21 protein-coding genes are annotated in these 21,878 nt (G+C 50.1%); 16 read left to right on the top strand and 5 right to left on the bottom strand.

Annotated features, from left to right (window positions below):
- Positions 1–51 precede the first annotated feature (51 nt).
- The 10 genes from ctaG (at position 52) to C812_RS15525 (ending at position 9,443) form a co-directional block, all read left to right on the top strand.
- Entirely contained in the window at positions 52–999 is a 948-nt protein-coding gene (ctaG, locus tag C812_RS15570) for a cytochrome c oxidase assembly factor CtaG (RefSeq protein WP_016313613.1), read from the top strand.
- A 74-nt stretch (positions 1,000–1,073) separates the two neighbouring features.
- Positions 1,074–1,538: a DUF420 domain-containing protein gene (locus tag C812_RS15565; protein ID WP_016313612.1), complete on the top strand. Its 465-nt coding sequence runs from the start codon at positions 1,074–1,076 to the stop codon at positions 1,536–1,538.
- A 210-nt stretch (positions 1,539–1,748) separates the two neighbouring features.
- Complete coding sequence (locus tag C812_RS15560; RefSeq protein ID WP_016313611.1) at positions 1,749–2,471, top strand: hypothetical protein; 723 nt, start codon at positions 1,749–1,751, stop codon at positions 2,469–2,471.
- A 45-nt stretch (positions 2,472–2,516) separates the two neighbouring features.
- Complete coding sequence (locus tag C812_RS15555) at positions 2,517–2,933, top strand: GntR family transcriptional regulator (protein ID WP_016313610.1); 417 nt, start codon at positions 2,517–2,519, stop codon at positions 2,931–2,933.
- On the top strand, positions 2,930–3,862 hold the full coding sequence (locus tag C812_RS15550; protein ID WP_016313609.1) for an ABC transporter ATP-binding protein: 933 nt from the start codon (positions 2,930–2,932) through the stop codon (positions 3,860–3,862). The genes C812_RS15555 and C812_RS15550 overlap by 4 nt, the downstream gene beginning before the upstream one ends.
- A 38-nt stretch (positions 3,863–3,900) precedes the next feature.
- Positions 3,901–4,806 carry an ABC transporter ATP-binding protein gene (locus C812_RS15545; protein ID WP_016313608.1) on the top strand — a complete coding sequence of 302 codons (906 nt, stop codon included), beginning with the start codon at positions 3,901–3,903 and terminating at the stop codon, positions 4,804–4,806.
- Positions 4,799–6,082, top strand: coding sequence for an ABC transporter permease (locus C812_RS15540; protein ID WP_016313607.1), 1,284 nt, complete (start codon positions 4,799–4,801; stop codon positions 6,080–6,082). The genes C812_RS15545 and C812_RS15540 overlap by 8 nt, the downstream gene beginning before the upstream one ends.
- A 373-nt stretch (positions 6,083–6,455) precedes the next feature.
- Complete coding sequence (locus C812_RS15535) at positions 6,456–7,136, top strand: response regulator transcription factor (protein ID WP_016313606.1); 681 nt, start codon at positions 6,456–6,458, stop codon at positions 7,134–7,136.
- Between the two features lie 23 nt (positions 7,137–7,159).
- Positions 7,160–8,962, top strand: a complete 1,803-nt coding sequence (locus C812_RS15530) for a sensor histidine kinase (RefSeq protein WP_244268341.1) — start codon at positions 7,160–7,162, stop codon at positions 8,960–8,962.
- The gene (locus tag C812_RS15525; protein WP_036625630.1) at positions 8,952–9,443 is read left to right on the top strand and encodes a hypothetical protein; all 492 of its coding nucleotides are present in this window, start codon (positions 8,952–8,954) and stop codon (positions 9,441–9,443) included. The genes C812_RS15530 and C812_RS15525 overlap by 11 nt, the downstream gene beginning before the upstream one ends.
- An 80-nt stretch (positions 9,444–9,523) precedes the next feature.
- Here the strand turns inward: C812_RS15525 and C812_RS15520 are convergent, their stop codons facing one another.
- From C812_RS15520 to C812_RS15510, 3 genes are all read right to left on the bottom strand, one after another.
- The gene (locus tag C812_RS15520; RefSeq protein ID WP_016313603.1) at positions 9,524–10,345 is read right to left on the bottom strand and encodes a carbohydrate ABC transporter permease; all 822 of its coding nucleotides are present in this window, start codon (positions 10,343–10,345) and stop codon (positions 9,524–9,526) included.
- Positions 10,342–11,211, bottom strand: a complete 870-nt coding sequence (locus C812_RS15515) for a carbohydrate ABC transporter permease (RefSeq protein WP_016313602.1) — start codon at positions 11,209–11,211, stop codon at positions 10,342–10,344. The genes C812_RS15520 and C812_RS15515 overlap by 4 nt, the downstream gene beginning before the upstream one ends.
- Positions 11,212–11,323: 112 nt before the next feature.
- Positions 11,324–12,364 carry a LacI family DNA-binding transcriptional regulator gene (locus tag C812_RS15510; RefSeq protein ID WP_016313601.1) on the bottom strand — a complete coding sequence of 347 codons (1,041 nt, stop codon included), beginning with the start codon at positions 12,362–12,364 and terminating at the stop codon, positions 11,324–11,326.
- Between the two features lie 496 nt (positions 12,365–12,860).
- On the opposite strand from C812_RS15510, the gene C812_RS15505 reads away from it, so the two are divergent.
- From C812_RS15505 to C812_RS15485, 5 genes are all read left to right on the top strand, one after another.
- Positions 12,861–14,129, top strand: a complete 1,269-nt coding sequence (locus C812_RS15505) for an ABC transporter substrate-binding protein (protein WP_244268340.1) — start codon at positions 12,861–12,863, stop codon at positions 14,127–14,129.
- Between the two features lie 171 nt (positions 14,130–14,300).
- On the top strand, positions 14,301–14,573 hold the full coding sequence (locus C812_RS15500) for a metal-sensitive transcriptional regulator (protein ID WP_016313599.1): 273 nt from the start codon (positions 14,301–14,303) through the stop codon (positions 14,571–14,573).
- Between the two features lie 21 nt (positions 14,574–14,594).
- Positions 14,595–14,906, top strand: a complete 312-nt coding sequence (locus C812_RS15495) for a rhodanese-like domain-containing protein (RefSeq protein WP_016313598.1) — start codon at positions 14,595–14,597, stop codon at positions 14,904–14,906.
- Positions 14,907–14,911: 5 nt separating this feature from the next.
- On the top strand, positions 14,912–15,319 hold the full coding sequence (locus C812_RS15490; RefSeq protein WP_016313597.1) for a rhodanese-like domain-containing protein: 408 nt from the start codon (positions 14,912–14,914) through the stop codon (positions 15,317–15,319).
- Between the two features lie 266 nt (positions 15,320–15,585).
- Positions 15,586–16,626, top strand: a complete 1,041-nt coding sequence (locus C812_RS15485) for a phosphodiester glycosidase family protein (protein WP_232228293.1) — start codon at positions 15,586–15,588, stop codon at positions 16,624–16,626.
- 71 nt (positions 16,627–16,697) lie between these two features.
- Here C812_RS15485 and C812_RS15480 read toward each other — a convergent pair whose 3' ends face one another.
- On the bottom strand, positions 16,698–17,603 hold the full coding sequence (locus C812_RS15480) for an AraC family transcriptional regulator (protein ID WP_016313595.1): 906 nt from the start codon (positions 17,601–17,603) through the stop codon (positions 16,698–16,700).
- Positions 17,604–17,751: 148 nt separating this feature from the next.
- On the opposite strand from C812_RS15480, the gene C812_RS15475 reads away from it, so the two are divergent.
- Positions 17,752–19,188 (top strand): MATE family efflux transporter, encoded by a 1,437-nt coding sequence (locus tag C812_RS15475; RefSeq protein WP_016313594.1) that lies wholly within the window; start codon positions 17,752–17,754, stop codon positions 19,186–19,188.
- 76 nt (positions 19,189–19,264) lie between these two features.
- Here C812_RS15475 and C812_RS15470 read toward each other — a convergent pair whose 3' ends face one another.
- A complete protein-coding gene (locus tag C812_RS15470; protein WP_016313593.1) occupies positions 19,265–21,136 on the bottom strand; it encodes an LTA synthase family protein in 1,872 nt (623 codons plus the stop codon).
- Between the last annotated feature and the right edge of the window lie 742 nt (positions 21,137–21,878).

Raw genomic sequence — 21,878 nt, 5'->3', positions numbered from 1 at the left:
CTTGTTCACAATTTGGACAGAACTAAGCGCGCTGCGGAAGGAGGGTTTGCCGTGCTGGGGTTAGAATATTTTAATTTCACAGCGGTCTGGAGTCCGGTTTTCTTGGCTTTCATGCTGCTGGTGACAGCCGGATATTTTGTGTTGATTGGGCCGGGCGCTGAGAAATGGGCTGAAGGTGATGTCCACGTTCCCGTGGGACGGAAAGTGTTGTTTGTCACCGGGATGCTGTTGCTTTATTTAGCACAAGGCGGTCCGGTGGAACTGCTCGGCCATATGATGTTCAGCTTCCATATGCTCAGCATGGCGATGTCCTATCTGTTGGCGCCGCCGCTGTTAATGCTGGGGCTACCCCCTTGGGTTTGGCGCCGTGTGACAGCGTTTCTGGCTTCAAGCCCGCTCAGAGCATTGAAGTTTTTGGCTCGCCCGGTGGTGGCAGCTGTCGTGTTTAACGGGTTGTTTTCGTTTTATCATCTGCCGGTCGTGCATGACTATGTGATGCTTCATTTTGGCGTGCATCGACTGTACTATGTCATTTTGTTTATCGCCGCAGTTCTCATGTGGTGGACGCTGGTCAATCCGTTGCCTGAGCGGGCAGGGGTTCAGGGCCTTAAGAAAATGGGCTTTATCTTCCTTAACATGGTGCTGCTCACGCCAGCCTGCGGCTTGATTATTTTTGCGGACGAGCCGCTGTACGCGACTTACAGCGATCCGGCTGTCTGGGCGCGGGCGATGGGATATTGCGTGGCTGGAGACCCGGCGCAGCTGCTTCGTCAGTTCGGCGGACCGCAATTTTTTGGCTACTTGCAGCCGAACATCGATCAGCAGGTTGGGGGAATCCTGATGAAATTCATTCAGGAGTTCATCTTTGCGTCGATGCTGGCGTACGTGTTTTATCATTGGTACAAGCAGGAGAACCGCGAGAATGACCAGGAAGAAGCGGAAGGTGCTGCTTTGTCTAACTCTACGCTGAATCCACCTCCGCCTCAGACCGGATCTTAAGTCAACGGGATGGGAGGCCGGCCGGCGATTTTGGGTTGGAAGGCTATCTCACAAAACGTTTAGGAGGATGCAAATTGGATCTGTTCACGTTATTTCCGACGCTTAGCACATCATTTATCGTCATTAGTGCCGTGCTGGTAGCGATCGGGTGGGGGCTTATTATTAAAGGGAAACGGGAAGCTCACAAGAAGACGATGATTGCGGCGGCTGTGGCTGCGCTTCTGTTCTTCCTGATCTATATGTCGCGAACTGTATTTATCGGCAATACGTCGTGGGGCGGACCGGATAGCCTCAAAGGCTATTATCAGACGTTCCTCACCTTCCATATCGTTCTAGCGACCGTTGCAGCCGTATTTGGCATCACCACATTGGTGCTTGGCTTTAAGGAGAAGTACGCCAAACACCGCAAATGGGGACGGGTCACTTCGGTCATCTGGTTTTGCACGGCGATTACGGGGGTTGTCGTTTATGTGCTGCTGTATTTGCTGTATCCAGGCGGCCATACGAAGCCGGTATGGGAAGTTATCTTGGGCATGTAAATATTCGTAAGTATAATCTGGATCATCCACGGCCAATGGCCGATTCGTAAAGAATCGCGCTGTTGGCTTTTTTTTGTGGATGGAATGAGCATTGACATGGAGATGAGCACAGATTATACTGTGTATAAAGATATAAACAGTAAGCACAGTGACCATCACATCTTGTAGATGTCGAAGGATGAAGATGGGAATGAAAGAGGTTGATGAACGATGGATAGTTGGAAAGGCGCTTGGGTGATCTTCAAAAGAGATCTGCAAAGCGATCGGATGTATCTCATTTGGAATGTCATCTTTATGCTGTACATTGCGCTGATGCTCGGCATCTTTATTGGAACACAAGAGCATGTCCAGTACGTGATGAATCCAATGAGCGACTTCCTGATGTTGATCATGGTACCTTTCACAGGGTTCTTTTTTACCCGGCGGTCATTTAACTATATTCGGGAAAATTCGTATACCCAAATGCTGCGATATTATCGCGTGTTGCCAATTTCGGTGAACACGGTGCTGAGAAGCAGGCTGATTCAATTGGGAGCGGCGATGCTGCTCAACGGGATTCTGTTCTACGGCGGATTTTATCTGGTCACGTATCTGATGAATAGTATGGTGTGGGATTTTGGAGCCTTTCTTGTGTTTTGCTTCACCTGGACGGGATACAGCTTACTGATTAACGGATTGTTTATTTATTGCGAGCTTCTGATGAGCGGCAAAGTATATTTAGGGTTAACCTTCCTGCTCATGCTGTTACTGGCGGGAGCCGCTTTTGTCATGAATTGGCTTGACGTCAACCTGCTGGCGTTCATCTTGGAAAACTCCCGGCGTTACACAATACTCTCACCAATGATGTGGTGCTCCTTAGCTGTCGGCGGTCTCGGGTTCACTTACCTGTTATCGCTGACGCGGCGAAGACTAATGAAGCGGGATTTGACTTAAGGATGGCAGAGAAATACGGGAGTAAGGCGGAGGTGAGCAAGAAAGGTGTGGATTCCCATTCAAATCAACGAAAATAGTGCAGCACCGCTGTATCATCAAATTGAGTCGCAGCTTCGCTCCCTAATCGTCAGCGGCCAGATCGCAGAAGGTACGTTGTTACCTTCGATTCGGGAATTCGCCGGCGCCTTAAACTGCAGCGTCATTACCGTCCGCCGGGTCTATCAAGATTTGGAGGCGGAGGGACTGCTTCGGACGCGGCAGGGAACAGGAACGTTTGTGGCCAAGGTCGGCGCGGACGAACGGGATGAATACCGCACCGCTGTAGTGAAGGAAGCGTTGGAGAAGGCGGTAGATACCGGAAAATCGATGCAATACGGGGCGGAAGAGTTGAAGCAGCTATTTTTGCAGGTTATGCAACAGAAATATAACTCAAATCCAGACAAGGAGGGGACGGATGAATGACACAACCGATGGCGATTGAGCTGATTGGAGCGCTGAAACGGGGACGCCGTAAAACGATCGGGCCGTTACATTTGCAAGTGCCAAAGGGGTATATCGTGGCTCTCGTAGGGCCTAACGGCTCTGGAAAAAGCACGATGATGCAATTAATTCAGCAAATGCTGCAGCCAGATGCGGGGGAAATTCGTTGGTTCGGCCAGTCGTGCTCCGGTGAGTTGCCGCTGGAGCTGCGCCAACACATCGGATATGTCTCGGAAGCGCCCGAACCGGAAGAAAATTATATGACCGCCGAGCGCGCAGCGGAGTTCCGATCGCAATGGTATCCAACTTGGGATCAGCAGCTCTTTGAGGATCTCATGAACCGGTTTGACGTCCCGAGAAATGAACGGTTAAACCGGATGTCCAAGGGGGAGCGGCGGAAATACGAGATCGCGGCAGCATTGGCTGCCCGGCCGAAGCTGTTATTGCTCGACGAGCCCTCCTCAGGGCTGGATCCCTTCGCATGGAAGGGCATGATCGACGAGCTCCGGGACTTTATGGAGGGCGAGGACATGACGATCTTGATCGCGACCCATATCGTGGAGGAAGTGAAGCGGCTGGCTGACTACATTGCTTTGATTCACCAGGGGAAGATACTCGGAATGGCCGAGAAGGATCAGTTATTTAGCAGCTGGAAGGAGATTTGGATCCGCAGCAGCGATTGCTCGCCGGGCGGCCTGCCCGAGGGAACGATTCTTCGCGTAGATGGACCGCAGGTAAGGAAGCTGATCGTTCAAGAGCAGTACGAAGGAGAACTGCAGCAGAGTCTAGCCGCCAAAGGCCTGCAGGTGATGCAAACCCGCAGCCTCGAGTTAGATGAAATTTTGCAGTTGTGGATTCAAGGGCATTCACCGGCGAAGCTGGTAACCCCATCCACGGCGACATTGGTTTAATCGCATCAATTATTTTGTAGCGAAGAAGGAGAGGGAATATGGCGAAACCATTGGTACTGGACAATGTCATGAAGCAGTTTGGCGAGAAAACGGCGGTCAACAACATTTCGCTTCAGGTGGAGGAAGGCGAGATTTACGGTTTGCTGGGCGCCAACGGTGCCGGGAAGACAACAACGATGCGGATGGTGCTGGGGTTGATCTATCCGGACGGCGGACAGATTCTGTACAACGGTAAGCCTTACAGCCGGGAGCTGCAATCGCAAATGGGATATTTGCCGGAGGAACGCGGGTTGTATCCAAAGGTGAAGGTCAGCGACCAAATCATCTACCTGGCCCGCTTGCGCGGCATGTCTGCAGCAGAGGCTGACAAGAGCCTGAAATACTGGCTCGAGCGATTTGAAGTGCCGGAATACTACGATAAGAAAATTGAGGAGCTGTCCAAAGGCAATCAGCAAAAAATGGGCTTTATCGCCGCGGTTGTTCATAAACCTAAAATTGTTATTATGGACGAAGCGTTTAGCGGCTTGGACCCGGTTAACGTCGAGCTGCTGAAAGCGACGGTGAAGGAGCTGCGCGATCAAGGCACCAGTATTCTGTTCTCCACTCACCGGATGGAGCATGTGGAGGAGCTGTGCCGGAACATCACGATTTTGCACCGTTCAAATACCGTGCTGCAGGGCAATCTGCAAGAGATCAAAAAACGTTATCCTCGCGAAGAAGTGCTCCTGCATACTGCCGGAGAAGTAGCAGGGCTCGAGCGGATCGCAGGCGTGGAGAAGGTGGAGCGGAAAGAACGCGGTTATCTGGTACGGATCTCGCAGGTATCGGCAGCACAAGAGATTTTGCGTAGAGCGATGGAGGTCAGCGAAGTAGAGCATTTCGAGATTAAGGAGCCTACGCTGAATCAGATCTTTATTAAAGAGGTAGGTGAATCCAATGAATAAAATGGGGACGGTCGTTGGCTTTACGTTCATGAATAAAGTTCGTACAAAATCATTTATCATTACGACGCTCGTGTTGGCGCTGTTGGTGACGATCGGGCTGCATGTGCCTTATTTTATCGATAAATTTACCGGCGGGGATGATCAGCCAACGAAGATTGGCCTTGTGTACGAAGGGCAACCGGAGTTGGCGAAGTCGCTGGAAGCCTATACAGAGAAGCAGCAGGCAGCAGGCTACACGTTGATTCCTTACGAGCAAGCGGACAAAGCCAAGCTGCAAGCGGCAATTGAAGCCGGGGAGATCGATGGGTATCTGCAGTTTGCTGAAGGAGACGGCGGTGTCTTCCCAGCAGTAACCTACACCTCGAAGAAAGACAGCTTGGGCATGGGGCTGCAAAATGCGCTGCAAGCGGCACTGCAGAACGTCAAGGCGGAGTATATCACGAAAGGCATGCTGACAGAGGAACAAATCGCTGCGTTAAGCACGCCGGTCCAAATCGATGCGGTGAAGGCTTCACCGGATTCTGGTGCGGGCGAAAGCGGCAATCCGACGGAAGCGATGGGGGCAATTAATTACGTTATCGTATACGTGCTGATCATTCTGTTCTTCATGACCATTATGATGACGGGGAATATGATCTCGGCGGAAGTCACCGCAGAGAAAAGCTCGCGCATTATGGAGATTCTTATCACCAGCGTATCGCCGCTCGCGCAAATGTTCGGGAAGATTATTGGGATGTTTTTTATCGGTCTGCTGCAAATTGCTGTTTTTGCCGCAGTGATTGCAATTAATATCTCGCTGCCGTATAACCAGCCGGTGTTGGCGGATTTCAATCTGCATCTGTCCGATATCCGCGTGGAAGTATTAGTGCTTGGCCTAGTATTCTATATCTTGGGTTACTTCTTGTATGCTACGCTGTTTGCCGCGATCGGCTCGCTGGTCAGCCGGACCGAGGAGCTGGGGCAAGCGGTGATGCCGATTACGATGCTGTCGCTGGCGGCATTCTATATCGGGATCTTCAGCTTGGGCACGCCTAACTCGCTGCTCATGAAGGTCAGCTCCTTCATCCCGTTCGTTTCACCGGTATCGATGATCGTGCGGATTGGCATCGGAGAGCCGCCAATTTGGGAAATTGCGGCTTCGCTGGTCGTCCTGGCTATTGCGATCTTCGTGTTCGGCTGGCTGTCGGCGAAGATTTACCGCACCGGCGTCTTGCTGTACGGTAAGCGCCCAACCTTCAAAGAGCTGCGCAAAGCGATGAAGGCCTATAAGATCTAGTTCATAAGTGCAATAAGCCTTGGTAGACTTACGTTCGTCTATCAAGGCTTTTCTTTTAAGCAAAGTTATGTGGTGCAAGGCACATCAGATGCTGAACCGTCATTATTTGGGGAAAATCGCTTTACAGATTGGTGAAGACTTCACAGCCTGATTGTCAGTGTTAGATAGAAAACCAATGCATAGAACTAACGGGATACCTGAGAAGAGGCTTTCTGCGATCAGCGGAGCGCCTCTTTTTTTTCTTGGTCACGTCAAGTTCACACGGCAGACACATCACTGCTTTATACTTGGTTTTGCAAGGAGAAATGGAGGTGCCGACCGAGTTCATAGAAGGGGAATGAATAGGCTAGAATAGGAGCAAGGTGATGTCGGGATGAAACGAAGTATATTGCTGGTGGAAGACGACGCACTGATGCGTGAGTTTATCACCGATTATTTTAAAAAAGAACAATGGGAAGTCCACGAAGCCGAGAACGGCCGCATCGCGCTGGACATTTTCGAGCAGACCTCTGTTGATCTGGTCGTGCTGGACATCATGATGCCTGAAATGGACGGTTGGTCCGTCTGCCGGCGAATTCGCGGCAAATCGGATGTGCCGATCATCATTATGACGGCTCGAACCGAGGACGACGATCAGCTGCTCGGATTCGAGCTGGGCGCCGACGAATATGTGACAAAGCCGCTGAGCCCCCGGGTGCTCGTCGCCCGCGCCACGGCTTTGATGAAACGAAAGGAAGGCACGGTTGGCCGGGCCAGCGAGGTGCAAGTGTTCGGCGACTTGTCGATCAATCGCGAAGCGCATGTCGTGGCCGTCAAAGGGACGCCGGTGAATTTAACGCCCAAGGAGTATGAGCTGCTGATCTTTCTGGTCAAGCATGCTGGCAAGGTGTTAACCCGGGAGGCCATTTTGGATGCGGTCTGGGGATACGATTATTTGGGCGACTCACGTACCGTGGATACCCATATCAAAAAATTAAGAGCCAAGCTGGGAGACGAAGGTCGGTACATCGTTACCGTAATCCGGTCAGGCTATAAATTCGATGTGAACATATGAGAAGGCATAGCGTTGTTTTTAAGTTGTTCATTGTCACTTCGGTGCTGGTGTTACTGGCCTTCTCGGTCGTCATGGTGGCTGAAGGCATGTTCTTCGAGCGCTTCTATCGGGAGACCAAAATCAACCGGTTGGTCGAGAGCATGCGGAGCTTTGCCAAGCAGTTCAGCGAGCATCCCAACGATGACCAGCAAGTATCCCGGCTGTTAGGCGAATACATGAACCGGCATGACGCCAGTATCGCTATATTAAGTCGAGAATTTGTGCAGCTTCACTATGAACCTTATTATATCGATTTGCAGACGTTAAGCGGGAAGAAGATCAAGGTCGTCATTCCGACGGAAGGGACAACCTGGGAAGAGATTCCGAAATTTGCGGTTGGCGATCAGCTGACGGTCGACGGGATGTTTATGGATCAGTTGGATACGATTATGAATCCCGTGGAGATTCATTTGTCGGCAGAAGCGAGTCGTGAGCCTGATCTCGGGCTGGTGCGGGTGGAAGGCAAGGTAGAGGATCTGTTGCTGCCGGAGCCCAATTCTCGCTCATATAATCCGTTTTATCAGGATTCGTTGATCGATGATGCGGTTCAAGCTTGGAGAGAGCAAATTTACAGAAATAATTCCTCCGAAACGGAGCTGCTTCAAGAGGGACTCGTTCGATTCGAATGGCGGGATCCGTGGAGCGGTGTCGAGTACGCTGTACTGCTTCAGCCGCTCGCCAACGAAGAGCAGAGGGGTCCGCATTACATGATCGCATTAAGCTCATTGCAGCCGGTTGGAGAAGCCGTGGACATTCTTCAAAATTATGTGATTGTGCTGGCTCCGCTGATCCTTGTGCTGGTCGTTCTGCTGTCCCTGATCTTTTCGCGGCTGGTGTCCCGTCCGTTGCTTGCCTTAAATCGCACGGCTGCCCGCCTGGCGGAGTTGGATTTCTCTGTAGTGCCGGAAGCTCGGTCCAAGGACGAGTTCGGCGAGCTGTCCCGCAATCTGGCCCGGCTGTCGCGCAATTTGGACGAAGCGTTGAAGGAGCTGACCTTGGCTAATCGTCAATTGCAGCAGGATGTAGAGGAGAAGCGGAAAGCGGAGGAGCTGCGCAAAGAGCTCGTCGCCAACATATCTCACGAGCTGAAGACACCTCTAGGCATCGTTAAGGGGTTTGCGGAAGGGCTGCAGGACGGAGTGGCAGACGACAAAAAAGAGCGTTATTTGGCATTGATCGTCAGCGAAACCGATCGAATGAACGCCTTGATTATGGATATGCTGGAACTGTCCAAATTTGAGGTGAAGAAGATCCAACTGCAACCGCGCAGCTTCTCCTTGTCCCGCCTCGTCAAGCGGGTAGCCGAGTCCTTTGATCAGCAGCTGGAAGCCAAGGGGCTTCAAATCAAGTTGACACTTAGTTATGAGAAAAGCGGACTGCATTCATCCCATGTGGAGGAGATGACGGTTTGGGCCGATCCGAGACGGATTGAGCAGGTAGTCCTGAACTTACTAAGCAACGCCGTTCGCCACGCCCGGGAGGAAAGCATCATCTGCATTGAACTGCATCGGGAAGTGAATGGAAAGATCACGACGACGATCGAAAATGTAGGCCCCACGATTCCTGAGGCGGATCTGGCCCGGATTTGGGACCAATTTTACCGGGCAGAACGTTCGAGGGACCGCAAATCCGGCGGGACCGGGCTGGGGCTGGCGATCGTGAAGCATATTTTGGAGCTGCATGGCAGTGAATACGGAGCTCGGAATACGGAGCAAGGTGTAGCGTTCTATTTTACCTTAGCAAATCAAGATCACATAAACGGAGGAGAAACTCATGATGAAAAATAAAACACTGGTACTTTTGATGGCAGCTCTGACGGCGGTATTGATGCTGAGCGCATGCGGGAATAAATCATTAAGTGGAGCGCTGCAAGAGCCAACAACAAACGACAATTCTGCCAATACGTCTGATGATAACGCCAGCACGGAGAATGCTGCCAACGGCGACATTCTGATCGTCATCGATCAAACCCCGAAACCGCTGGCTGAAGGGGGAAGCTTTGACTTCACGGTCAAAAAAGCACCGGAAGGCTACATGCTGAAGGAGATCCATTGGACATCCGAGAAAAACAACATCGTAAATACGTTGGAGGAAGCCATTAAGCATGGTCAAGAAGGCGGAAACGGATTCTATATCAGCGGTAACGGACAGTTTATGGGCTTCATTTATCCTGACGAAATGAAAGACGAAACTGGCAAGGTCACCTTTGTTTTCGCGAATGATCAAGGTAAGGAAGTGACCTGGGAGAAAGAAATTACGTTAAAATAAAAAGAAGACCCAAGCCATCATTGGAATGAATGGAGGCTTGGGTCTTCTTTTTGGAAAAGCACAACGGTGTACCGTTCGGCTTAAGCCTTGACAGCTCCTTGCGTAATCCCGCTAATGATCCATTTCTGAAGGAACAGATAAACGATAACCATCGGCAACAGCGCCAGTAAATAGGAGGCGAAGGCCAGATTATAGTCCGTGCTGAATTGGCCTTGGAACACGTATTGCACGAGCGGCAGTGTATATTGAGTTGGATCAGCCAGCAAAATGAGCGGCAACAGGAAGTCGTTCCACGTTGACAGGCAGGACAGAATCGCAACCGTAGCACTGATTGGCGCCAGCAGCGGGAAGATGATCCGCCAGAAGGTCCCCCAGGTAGACGTCCCGTCGACTGTCGCTGCTTCCTCCAGCTCAATAGGTATGGAGCGGATGTAACCGACATACACGAAGACGTTAAACGGCAGACCATAAACGATGTACAGGATGATCAGACCGGGAATGTTATTCATGCTTAAGTCAGTTGTTACTTTAACGACAGGCAGCATAATAATTTGAAACGGAATGAACATCGCACTGATAAAGTAAAGGTACAGCCCTTTGAAGAACTTGCGGTTCATGTTCCGGGCGATCGCATAAGAAACCAGCGAGTTGGTCAATAGAATAAAAACAACCGATACGGCAGTAATGACAAAGCTATTGCCGAGGGCTTGAAAGAATTTGGTGGCTTCGATAGCCCGTTTAAAATTGCTGAAATGGAGGCCTGTCGGCAATGAGAATATCGACGCCGCCATTTCCTCCGGATTTTTCAAAGCGATGCTCACGGTCATATATAGCGGGAACAAAATGAAAAGGGAGCCAAGCGCAATGAGTATCGTTGCGAGCCAATTGGTTTTCTTAGTCATAGTTGATCCAACTCCCGTCTTTGTAGAACTTTAATTTGGAACAGAGAAATGGCGACGATCACGATAAAGTAGATGACCGCATTTGCTGATTGATAAGCGAATTCACCGCCAGTAAAGCCACCTTGGTAAATCAATAACGCGATCGATCGGGTGGCTGTACCCGGTCCGCCTCCGGTTAATGCAACGATTTGGTCAAATACCATTAATCCGCCCTTCATGGCCAGGACCATGTTGATGGTGAAGAACGAGGCCAGCATTGGAAAAGTGATCTTCCAGAACTCTTTCCATTTGGAGGCACCATCGAGACTCGAAGCTTCGTACAGGTCGGCAGGAATTGTCTGCAAGCCGGCCAAGTAAAGAATCGTATTATAGGCTATGGCCTGCCAAACTCCGACGATGACGACACCAACCCAGGCCCAGTCAGGTTTTCCAAGAAGGTTAATCGAGAGAAAATCGCTGCCTAACTTCTCGCCCAAGATCGGGAAGGCGTTGGAGAACAGGTAGTTAAAAATATAACCGATGATCAACACACCAAGGACGTTGGGCAGAAAATAAAAGGCGCGAAAAAAGTTTTTAGCCTTAATTTTCGCATTAAGTCCCAGTGCAATTAACAAGCTGAGTACGTTAATCAGGATCGTGGCTGTAATCGCATATTTGAACGTAAAGATATATGAATCCAGGACATTCGAATCCTTAAATACATTAATAAAATTCTTCAGACCGATGAAATCATAACTTTTGCTGAAGCCGTCCCAGTTTGTAAAAGCATAGAAAATGCCTTGAAGCGCTGGATAGGTGTGAAAAGCAAAAAATAACACGAGAGCGGGTAAAGTCATCCAATAAAAGGCCGTACGGCGTTTCGTCATGTTTATTCCTCCTTAAGAAATGCTTGAATCCTTAGTTACTAGTAAACGTTTACGTACCCTTGAAAAAAAGAACGTGAGCGAGCACTTAGATCATTGACCATCAGGCTATCGCTTACGTTTTTGGATTATGGATATCCCGCTTGTCATGGGAGCTAATCGCCCGTACCGTCTGTCTTTCGACGATGGAATGGGCTACGATGCAGCTGCTTTCGGCTTTCCCCGTTTTGATCATGTGAATCAGTTTCTGAGAGGCTAGATTGCCCATATCGTACAATGGTTGTCGTACGGTAGTCAAAGGGGGAACCGACATCTGGGCCAGCTTCAGATCATCGTATCCGATAATGGACAACTCATCAGGCACCTTAATTCCATACTTGGCAGCTACAGAGATTGCAGCAATTGCCATCTCGTCGCTCGCCGCAAAGATGGCGGTGATATCAGGGGCCCGGCTTAAGAGTTCTTCCATAGCTTTATAGCTTACGTCGAATAAGAAATCTCCATAGGCGATATAAGATTCGTTAATCGGTATGCCGTGGTTCTCAAGGGCTTTCTTGTAACCTTCAATTCTTGGAATCCCGGCGATCGTATCGTGCTTAGTACCGCTCAGCAAAGCGATTTTGCGATGGCCGAATCGAATCAAATACTCTACGGCATCATAAGCGGCCTGAAAATCGTTGACCTTGATATACGGTACATGATCATAGCCGGATTCCGTCGAGACCAGGACATAAGGAATTCGCATTTGCTGAAGTGTCTGATAGTATTCTTCTTTCAGGACTTCGCTGGAAAAGATCAAACCATCAACCTGCTTCTCACGCAATACCTGTAAGTATTTGAGAGTCCGCTTTCCGTCTGAATCGGTGTTGCATACCATAACGCTGTATCCGTTATCTTGAGCGAAGTCCTCCACACCGTGGAGAATCTCGGAAGAGAACAGGCTGGATACGGTCGGAAACATCACGCCGATCGTTTGTGTTCTTTTATTGATCAGTCCACGGGCGATGGCGTTAGGCTGATATCCGATTTCCTCGATGGCTCGGTATACTTTGGCTTTCGTTTGCTCCGAATAGCCTTGCAAATTATTGAGTACACGGGATACGGTAGCTATGGATACATTGGCCTTTTTGGCAACATCTTTGATGGTAGGGTTCATGATATTACCCGCCTCATTCGTTTCAATATGGTTCTACTCTGATAGTAGACAACGTAAACGCTTACTCGATTTTAGAACTTGTGCTCCTATTTGTCAACGATATTTTTAGGGGAGAGGGGGAATTGTCTTGTAGGATCGAAGGCGAAAAAAATGCTTGATCAAAATTATTGACAAACCTATCACACAGGGATATATTTAGGTAAGCGTTTACGTTTCCGAGCGTTTGATTTGAAATGAGCGCAAATGGAAGAACTAATGGCTTTCATTGTCTCAGTTCGTAAACGTTTACCTTGCAGAGATGAAACCAACGCAAAGAGGTGAAGTCCGGAACTAGGTGAAGTCAACGAAGGATTCATGGTTACTCACGAGAAGGGGCTTAAGTAGTGGCTGAATGGGTACATATTGAGTAAAAAGTAAACGTTTACGTATCCTGATAACCTCTATTTTCTGTCCTACGCCAACAGTGAAAATTTTACGATCAGGGGGATAAAACATGATGAAAAAAATCATAGCACCCGTATTAGCAGGGTTGTTAGCTGCTTCGATGCTTAGCGCTTGCGGTAATGGTGGAGGAAATAACGCAGGAACGGCGTCCAACAACGGATCAACCGCCACTTCCGGCAAGCAGGTTGAAATCGAATTTTTCCAAAATAAAACCGAAGCGAAGGACACCTTCGATAAGCTGATTGCGAAGTTTAACGAAGCGAACCCTAATATCAAGGTGACTCAGGTAAACCCGCCAGACGCGGAAACTGTCCTGAAGACAAGAGCGGCAAAGGATGATATTCCGGATGTTATTGGTATGGGGGCAACGGATACTTACAAGTCGTTGGCTGCCGGAGGGGTGTTCAAAGACTTCACAGGTGATGCAATTCTCTCCTCGATTCAACCAGCTTATATTCAAATGATGAACGATTTGACCGGATCGGATGTAGTGAACGGCATCCCATTCTCGGCGAACGCCAGCGGCGTGATTTATAACAAAGCGATCTTTGCCGAAGCCGGCGTAGAAGTACCAAAAACCTGGGATGAGTTTATTGCTGCAGCAGAGAAGTTCAAATCTCAAGGGATCACTCCTTTTTATCTGACCTATAAAGATTCTTGGACCGTGTTGGTTCCGTTCAATGCACTGGAGCCAAGTATCGTTGGTACGGATATCTTCAAACAACGTCAAGAAGGTACGGTGAAGTTCGCCGACGCGTTCAAAGAAGTGGCTGAGAAACAGCTGAAGCTTCTGGACTACGGGCAAAAAGACATTTTTGGCAAAGGTTACAACGATGGAAATACAGGGTTTGCTAAAGGCGAGTCCGCGATGTACTTGCAAGGAGTATGGGCGATTCCGGAAATTCAGAAGGCGAACCCTTCCATCGAGCTGGGCGTGTTCCCGCTGCCGGCAACGAATGATCCAACGCAGAATAAAGTCATTTCCGGCGTAGATACGCTGTTGACGGTTGCCAAAAATACCAAGCATCCGGAAGAAGCTATGAAGTTTATCCAATTCTTAATGGAACCGGAAAATGTACAACAATATATCGATGAACAAAAAGCGTTCCCAGCTATCACCGGCGTATCGCAAAGTGATCCGATTGTGGACGGCTTTAAAGAAGCCTTTGCAGCCGGTCAAATTTCTGATTTTGCGGACCACTATATTCCAAGTGCTATGAAGCTTGACGCTTTGATTCAAGAGTTCCTGCTGAAGAAGGATGTCAATGCATACCTGAAAAACCTGGATACAGAATGGGACAAAGTTGCCAATCGGAAATAAGCTGAATATGTAGTTGTGTTGAGGGGCGGAGATGATTCTCCGCCCTTTTTGGTGTTACGCTCGACTTGCGAGGTTGACGAGGGGGTGACTTTCAATTATTATATATACCCGTGGGGGTATCCACTCGAACGAGATGTCAGGCACGATGAATGATGGAAAGGAGTGCAGGACATGGCTGAGGAACATCTCTATTCAGAAGAAGTCAAACGGAGATTGAAACGAATCGAAGGTCAGGTGCGCGGAGTGCTTCGCATGATGGAGGAAGGGAAGCCCTGCAAGGAAGTGGTAGGTCAGCTTTCTGCAGTGCGGAGTGCTACGGATAAGGCTTTGGCCCAGATCGTTGCGGATAACTTGCAGCAGTGTATCTTGGAGGAGCAGGCTCAAGGGGGCGACACCGCCCATTTGGTGAAGGAAGCGGTAGAGCTGCTGGTCAAGAGCCGGTAATTTGAAAAGGAGACGATAACGATGGCGTTTCAGCCAGAGAAGGAAATAACCCCGGACGAGCTGGCCGCGCGGTTGAAGCAGGGTGAGCAGGTCCATGTGCTGGATGTGCGTGAGCCATTGGAGTGGGCTGAAGGCCACATTCCAGGGGCTAAGCATATTCCGTTGGGACAGCTGCCAGAGCGGTTAGCGGAGCTGGATCCGGAGGAAGAGGTAATCGTCGTCTGCCGCAGCGGCGGGCGGAGCAGTCTGGCCTATGAGCTGCTTAGTGAGAGAGGCTACCGTGTGGTCAACATGACCGGCGGAATGCTGGCTTGGCAGGATGAAGTGGAGTGAGTGACATGCTGATCACGGCAGGAGGATTATTGCTTGCCGCCTGGATAAGCGGATATGGACTTCGGTTGGTATGGCCTGTCCCGGGCCTAAAGTTCGTAGGGGAGAAGGGCTTACGCAGGTTCGACCTGCCGCCGCAGACGAAGATGCTGGATGTCCGGGACGCGTCTTATTATGAAGAATGCCATCTGGATGGAGCGATTAACATTTCGTTAGGTCGATTGCCGTTTCTATGGCATAAGGAGTTATCGCCATCTTGTCCTGTTCTGATCATTGCAAACCGTCGATCTGCGGTGTTAAAAGCAGCACGAATTTTACGCAGACGAGGCTTCAAGCAGCTCTACGCCTTGCGCGGAGAAGCTTGCCGGGAAGGATCTTCGCGGAAGCCTTGCTTAGAGAAGGGCCCCGCCTGTTGATGCAGGCGGGTTTTTGGTGTACAGTGAAGCGATCATGGTTCTCACGCGCTCGAGTGTGAGGTTGAAACTTTCAGACTAATATGAACGTTTATTGTACAGCAAGTATATTAGAGAGCAGGGGAGAGACAAGCATCATGCCAACGCCTACATTACCCAGCCGCGCGAGCCGGACAAGCCGGACAGGCCGCGCGTCGGCCAAGCGGGGAACGGGGGCTAAGAAGCGTACGTCCGCTAAGAAACGGCGGAAGCGTGGTTTTTTCTATCTGATGTCCCGGCTGATCATCGCGATGATGCTGATCGGGACGGTGGCCTTATTCTGGTTGTTCTTTACCCCGTCAGGGAACAATATGCGCTATTTAATGGCCGATACGCTGATTACGACGCAGCATCGCCATTGGGCCAAATATATCATCGGACAAGCCGAGCTGGACAAACGGGTCGCCGCTTACCAGGCGCAATTCGAGCAGATGGGAACGGAGAAGGACACCCATACGATTGATTTGCCCGACCCGGAGGATCAAGAAGACACACAAGCGGAGAAGCCGCTCATTGAAATTGAAGAGGTCTCCGGCAAAAGCTATCACGGGTACGTGCTTACTGTAAACGACCCGACCAAAATCCGTTTGGGGGTTCCAGCGAAACGGGGCAAAGGGGAGAAGGTCTCCAGCATGGTCGCGCGGACCGGTGCCATTGCCGGCGTGAACGGCGGCGGCTTTGCCGACCCGAACTGGAAAGGCAACGGCTTCAAGCCGATTGGGGTGGTCATTTCCCAAGGGAAGCTGTATTACAACGGCATTAGTTCAGGGGCATCGACGCAGATCGTGGGCCTGGACAAGAAGGGCAAGATGATCGCCGGTAAATATACGCTGGAGGAATTGAACAAGCTGGGGATTCAGGAAGCGGTGACGTTTCAGCCGCGAATTATCGTAAACGGCAAAGGACAGATTCGCAGTCAAAAAGAAGGCTGGGGCATCGCACCGCGGACGGCCATGGGGCAACGCGAAGATGGCGCGATCCTGTTCGTTGTCATCGACGGGCGTCAGCCGGGCTACAGCATCGGCGCCAGCCTGTACGATGTTCAGCAGATTATGCTGGAACGCGGCGCCGTGATCGCCGCCAATTTGGACGGCGGGTCGTCTACCGTATTGGTGAAGGAAGGCGGGGAGATCGTGAACAAGCCTTCGTCCGAATACGGAGAGCGGTATTTGCCAACCGCGTTTCTCGTCTTTGAGGATCCGTCCAAGGTGAATATCCCGAACATTTGGGAAGGCTTGCGTCCACAGGACATTGATCCGGGGAAGAAGTGAGGCAGCAGAAGCAGAGGCCGAGCAGAGGGGAGTATCCCTTTGCCCGGCCTCTTTGTTATGAAGTAAATCCGTTAGTCCTTGCTCCAAGTAAAGCGCTGACGATATTTTCGCGGGGACATGCCTTCGGTCTTGCTGAAGCAAGCGGTGAAATAAGCGGCCTGATTAAAGCCCACTTGTTCAGCGATCCGTTCGATGGTCAGATCCGTTTGCAGAAGCAGCAGCTTAGCCTGCTGGATGCGCAGCCGTTGCAAGTAGACGGCAGGCGAACAGCCGAACACCTTCTGCATACAGCGGGCGATATAGACCGGATGGAAATTGATACTCTCCCCAAGCTTTTGCGCGGAGAAGGGTTCGTTATAATGCTCGCGCAAATAGGAGGCTGCCTTCTCGGCGCAGGCTGACTGCGGAGAGAGTCCGGCATTGGATGAGGAGGCCGACAGTTCGACGATTACATCTTGAAATAGAGCCTGTTGGCGCAACCGGACGCTGTCCAAATGGAGATCTCGATTCAAATCCGTCAGTTCCTTCAGCAGCGCGATCATTTTCTGCGGCTGGGCCAGCTTCGCGTATTGGGGAAGAGGGACGGTATACGATGTCGCCGTGAACGGAGGCAGTGAAATTGAACCAGGGGTGCCCTGATCCGTCAGGCTGCATCCGCAATGCTGGTAATCTTCCTCCTCAACGACGCGCCATTCGCCCAAGAGTTGAAAATGCAGCCAATGGTGCAGCGTATCCTCCCGGCAGCCTTCCAGCGCATAGTGGTAACAGTCCGGGCGGAGGATGAGCGAGTGTCCGGCGGGCACTTCGTAATCACGGCCTTCTTCGCTGATATATAAACATCCGTACTCGACGACCAGCAGGTCGAAGGCGCCGATATTTTGCCGGCTGGGATGCTTGCCGCCGACCGGGATCACCGCTGAGCCGCTGACGATGTAGTGGGGAAGTGGCGGCGCGGTAAATTCAATGATGGGAGGCAAAGGATACCCACTCCTCTTAGGTTGGAATATTGAAAAATCGAGTTGATTCAATGATACATCAAAACGAAATTACGATCTATAATGTGTTTCATGCTAACACGATGACAGGGAATCCGCGGGATTCTCCGAACTTCAGGAGGTTGTAATAATGAAAAGTAACAAGGGCGGCGAGAAGAATAAATTCTCTCTCTGGCTGCTCGCATGGCCTATATTTATCGAGTTGTTTCTGCAAATCTTGCTGGGAACCGTCGATACGCTGATGGTCAGCCGTATTTCCGACAATGCGGTGGCGGTCGTGGGCTTCTCCAACCAGTTGTTTAATGCGCTGACAACGCTGTTTGCTACCGTCGCTAGCGGGGCGGGGATTGTAATCGCCCAGAAGATCGGTTCAGGCCGCGAAGAGGATGCTCGGACCGTTGCGATCATCGCCTTCAAAGTGACGGCGGGAATTGGTCTTTTTCTCAGTATTTTGCTGATCGCGGTTCCTGGTCCCATCGCTACGATATTGCAGCTTCCGAATGAACTGCTGCCGCTGGCAAAAATCTACATCTCCATTGTTGGCGGAGGGATGATCCTAACCGCGATGATTTCCCTGCTTGGTACTGCGATCCGCAACACTGGAAATACGAAAGGCCCGATGTACACGGCGGTAGGCATGAACGTTTTGCATATCCTGATGAACTATTGCTTTATCTTTGGAGCGTTTGGATTTCCGCAATGGGGGCTGACTGGCGTGGCAATTTCAACGGTAATCAGCCGCTTCGTTGCTACGATTGTGTTGTTGTTCATTTTCCTCGGTACGTTTCAGCGTCGAATCGGATTTAAGGACATGTCTGTCTACGATGGCAAGCTGTTTAAGGAGGTGCTGGTCATCGGCTGGCCGCTGGGGGTCAATTCGGCGAGCTGGGTGTTCTCGCAGCTGGCGATTTTCTCCTTCCTGGCGATGCTTGGCGCAACCGAGTTGGCCGCCAGAACCTATATGAATACGCTGGAGTCGTTCTGCTTTATGCTGGGCTTCTCGCTGGCGATGGCGGCGCAGATCCAGATCGCTCACCTGTACGGTGCAGGCAAAACCAAAGAAGCTTACCGTGCCGTATACCGCGTGCTGGCCTTTGGGCTGCCGCTCGTGATCGTCAACGCATTTATCCTTGTGCTGTTTGGTCCGAAGCTGTTGGGGCTGTTTACGCAGGATCCCGAGATTTTAACCCTCTGCGCCGCTTTGCTCTGGCTTAATCTGTTGCTGCAGCCGGGCAAAATGATCAACATGGCTCTCGGCAACTCGTTAAATGCAGTAGGGGATACGCGGTACACGATGATCATTTCCTTGATCTTTATGTCGGTTGTCGCAACCGGCTGCTCGTATTTGTTTGGCGTTTCGATTGGCTGGGGCATTATCGCCATTTACGCTTGCATGATCAGCGATGAATATATTCGCGGCGTCTTTTCGTTCTTCCGTTGGAGAGGGCGTAAGTACCTGCGCAGAAAAGAGCAGGAGCTGCTGCAAGAACGGGGATGGGCCCAGGAAGACCAAGGACAGGGGCAAGGGAATCAGACGATGGATGGCGTTGCTCCTTCGGCATTATAGAATGTGCAAATAAAAAAAAGAGTCGCAGGACGGCCCGGAAGGGCGCCTGCGGCTCTTTCTGTTTTTGTGTGAACTCCTACTCTTTCTCTCGGTCAGGCAGCTGCTTGACGTAGCTGTCGCTGAGGCGGAGCAGTTCAAGCGCACGGTTATATTCGCTTTCCGTTGTTAACGCTTGGGTCACGCCATCCTTAGGGAGCGGATACTTCGTACCGTCATCATACCATACCCCAGGGATAAACAGCGCCTGGTCATTGATGAACGATCCGGAAGGCAGATAGTAACGCTGCGGTAACAGGTTGTAAGATGTTTGGTTCAGCAGATCCTCACCAAAGTGAATATGGTTATCGAGATTGATCCCAAACAGATTGGCTACCGTCGGCAGGATATCGACTTGACCGCCTACATTGTCCATGACCTCAGGCAATTCGGTACCCGGCACATGAAGGAGCATAGGGATATTGATCATATCAATGTAGCTGTAATCCCGTCCGTAAATTTCTTTCATCAGTTCAAGTCCATGTTTATCCAGCGAATACATCGGCAAGCCGAGATGGTCCCCATAAATGACAACCACACTGTTGTCCCAGATGCCTCTTTGCTTCAAATCCTCAATAAATTGGCCGAGGGCGTAATCCGCATAGCTTTGCGCCCGCAAATAATCGCCAACCATATTGTCTTGGTAACGCTCAGGCAGCTGAATTTTATCCTTGTCATGCGGTGTTGTAAACGGATGGTGCGCCGTCATCGAGATCACTTGAGTGTAGAACGGCTGTCCCGTTTGCTGCATGCGATCCAACTCTTCAATGGTCTTCTTGTAGAGCACTTCATCCGAAGGTCCAAAGAAGACGGTATCTTCGGTACCAAACCATTTCTGGTCATAATAGCGGTTGAAGCCAATCGCTTTGTACAATTCCCCGCGGTTCCAGAAATCAACGACATTCGTATGGAACGTTGCCGTATCATACCCTTGATCACGCATCAGCTTCGGCAAGCTTGGCAGATCTTTGTCCGGGTAGTTTTGCGTTGCGGCCTCATTGTACGGGATGTAGAACGAGGTGTTCACCACAAACTCGGCATCTGAGGTATTTCCTTGTCCGACCATTTGATAGAAATGGCTGAAATAGGTGTTTTCCTTAACCAGTTTATTCATATTTGGCGTAACTTCCTGACCATCGATCTTCAGGCCAATCAGGAAGTTCTGGAACGATTCCATCTGAATGATGATTAGATTCTTGCCTTTGGCCGCACCAAAATATTTCGGTTCAGCCGGAGGGGTAATGCCTTTCAAGTTATTGATTTTCGCCTGGGAGATCTCGTTCTTGTCAACCAGCTCTTCCTTCTTGGCGCTGGAGAAAATCGTGTACGTTTCATAGTTCAGGATGCCCATTTGCTCAGCCTGCTTGATCTCATTCATGCTGGCCCGGTTCGGCCATACATTAAAGATACACAGCAGCAGGGAGAAAGCGAAAATCCCGGTAATGACGCCGGTGCTGGCTTTTCTTAGATTAAATAAAGCTTTCAACTTCTCTGCGCGTTTCTTCCGGAACAACCAGAAGCCGATCACCACGATATCCACAAAGATCAGCAGATAATAAGGGGCGAGCAGCGAGAACACGCTGTTCTTCACCGCGGTAACCTGATTCACCTGCTGCAGGGCCGTGTAGTTCACGATAACCCCATAATATTTATGGTACATAACAGCGGCGAAGAATACGGCTGTAACGATGAGATTGACGGTTAAATAAAGGCCGATCTTACGTTTGGAGGAGAACCATTCAATCAAGCAGAACAAAATCCAGATAAACGGGATTTCCTTCAACAATGGCCCCCAAGCGGGTACTACATCAAAGATAGCCGTCCAGACAAGATAAATCTTGAAGATCATGATGACAGAGAAGAAGACAAACGGCTTGATGCTGGCGAGCCGGATGCGATTGAACTGTGACACTTCGTTTCCTTCCTTTCCGTAAAAACTCCTTAGTTAGAATTAATGCCGAGTTTACAATTTTAACACCTCATATATAATACATGAAATAGCCGCAAGAATAAAATTAATCAATTCACTCAATTAGCAAGATATTCCACTTAAAGTGAGACGCAACGCGTCGAAAGCCGTATTATTGACGGATAACGCCCCTTTTTGGTAAATTAAAGGTAATCTTTCTTTTCGGAAATGTAGCTTCGTGATCGAAAGATGACTTTAGAACCACCCGATTTAATGAAAGTTCTAAAAGTCAGGTTTGGAGCACCGAGAAGGTTGAATGAAGCTAGGGACTGAGTAGCAGAGCGTAGCTGGAAGCTACGTGAGCAACGGAAGGCCCGGGTGAAATCAAGATTCGATGTCGAGTAAACTTCGATGAGTTAGCTTCGTGATCGAAAGATGACTTTTAGAACAACCCAATTTTAATGAAAGTTCTAAAAGTCAGGTTTGGAGCACCGAGAAGGTTGAATGAAGCCAGGGACTGAGTAGCGGAGCGTAGCTGGAAGCTACGTGAGCAACGAAAGGCCCGGGTGAATTCAAGATTCGATGTCGAGTAAACTTCGATGAGTTAGCTTCGTGATCGAAAGATGACTTTTAGAACAACCTCTAAAGAGGAGAGATATTGATGTCGGTGAAGGTTCTTAACTAGTAATTTCATAGAGACGGTTACACAGGGTACAGAACGTGCCGCTTGAGCTATAAGCGTGCA

Source organism: Paenibacillus barengoltzii G22 (assembly GCF_000403375.2).
GTDB classification, from domain to species: domain Bacteria; phylum Bacillota; class Bacilli; order Paenibacillales; family Paenibacillaceae; genus Fontibacillus; species Fontibacillus barengoltzii.
This window is presented reverse-complemented; position numbering and strand designations above follow the sequence as displayed.

Excerpts from the sequence above, each read along its gene's own strand:
- C812_RS15560 (WP_016313611.1), top strand. The coding sequence starts at position 1,749 with ATGGATAGTTGGAAAGGCGCTTGGGTGATCTTCAAAAGAGATCTGCAA.
- C812_RS15550 (WP_016313609.1), top strand. The coding sequence starts at position 2,930 with ATGACACAACCGATGGCGATTGAGCTGATTGGAGCGCTGAAACGGGGA.
- C812_RS15545 (WP_016313608.1), top strand. The coding sequence starts at position 3,901 with ATGGCGAAACCATTGGTACTGGACAATGTCATGAAGCAGTTTGGCGAG.
- C812_RS15540 (WP_016313607.1), top strand. The coding sequence starts at position 4,799 with ATGAATAAAATGGGGACGGTCGTTGGCTTTACGTTCATGAATAAAGTT.
- C812_RS15535 (WP_016313606.1), top strand. The coding sequence starts at position 6,456 with ATGAAACGAAGTATATTGCTGGTGGAAGACGACGCACTGATGCGTGAG.
- C812_RS15525 (WP_036625630.1), top strand. The coding sequence starts at position 8,952 with ATGAAAAATAAAACACTGGTACTTTTGATGGCAGCTCTGACGGCGGTA.
- C812_RS15520 (WP_016313603.1), bottom strand. The coding sequence starts at position 10,345 with ATGACTAAGAAAACCAATTGGCTCGCAACGATACTCATTGCGCTTGGC.
- C812_RS15515 (WP_016313602.1), bottom strand. The coding sequence starts at position 11,211 with ATGACGAAACGCCGTACGGCCTTTTATTGGATGACTTTACCCGCTCTC.
- C812_RS15510 (WP_016313601.1), bottom strand. The coding sequence starts at position 12,364 with ATGAACCCTACCATCAAAGATGTTGCCAAAAAGGCCAATGTATCCATA.
- C812_RS15505 (WP_244268340.1), top strand. The coding sequence starts at position 12,861 with ATGAAAAAAATCATAGCACCCGTATTAGCAGGGTTGTTAGCTGCTTCG.
- C812_RS15500 (WP_016313599.1), top strand. The coding sequence starts at position 14,301 with ATGGCTGAGGAACATCTCTATTCAGAAGAAGTCAAACGGAGATTGAAA.
- C812_RS15495 (WP_016313598.1), top strand. The coding sequence starts at position 14,595 with ATGGCGTTTCAGCCAGAGAAGGAAATAACCCCGGACGAGCTGGCCGCG.
- C812_RS15490 (WP_016313597.1), top strand. The coding sequence starts at position 14,912 with ATGCTGATCACGGCAGGAGGATTATTGCTTGCCGCCTGGATAAGCGGA.
- C812_RS15485 (WP_232228293.1), top strand. The coding sequence starts at position 15,586 with ATGTCCCGGCTGATCATCGCGATGATGCTGATCGGGACGGTGGCCTTA.
- C812_RS15475 (WP_016313594.1), top strand. The coding sequence starts at position 17,752 with ATGAAAAGTAACAAGGGCGGCGAGAAGAATAAATTCTCTCTCTGGCTG.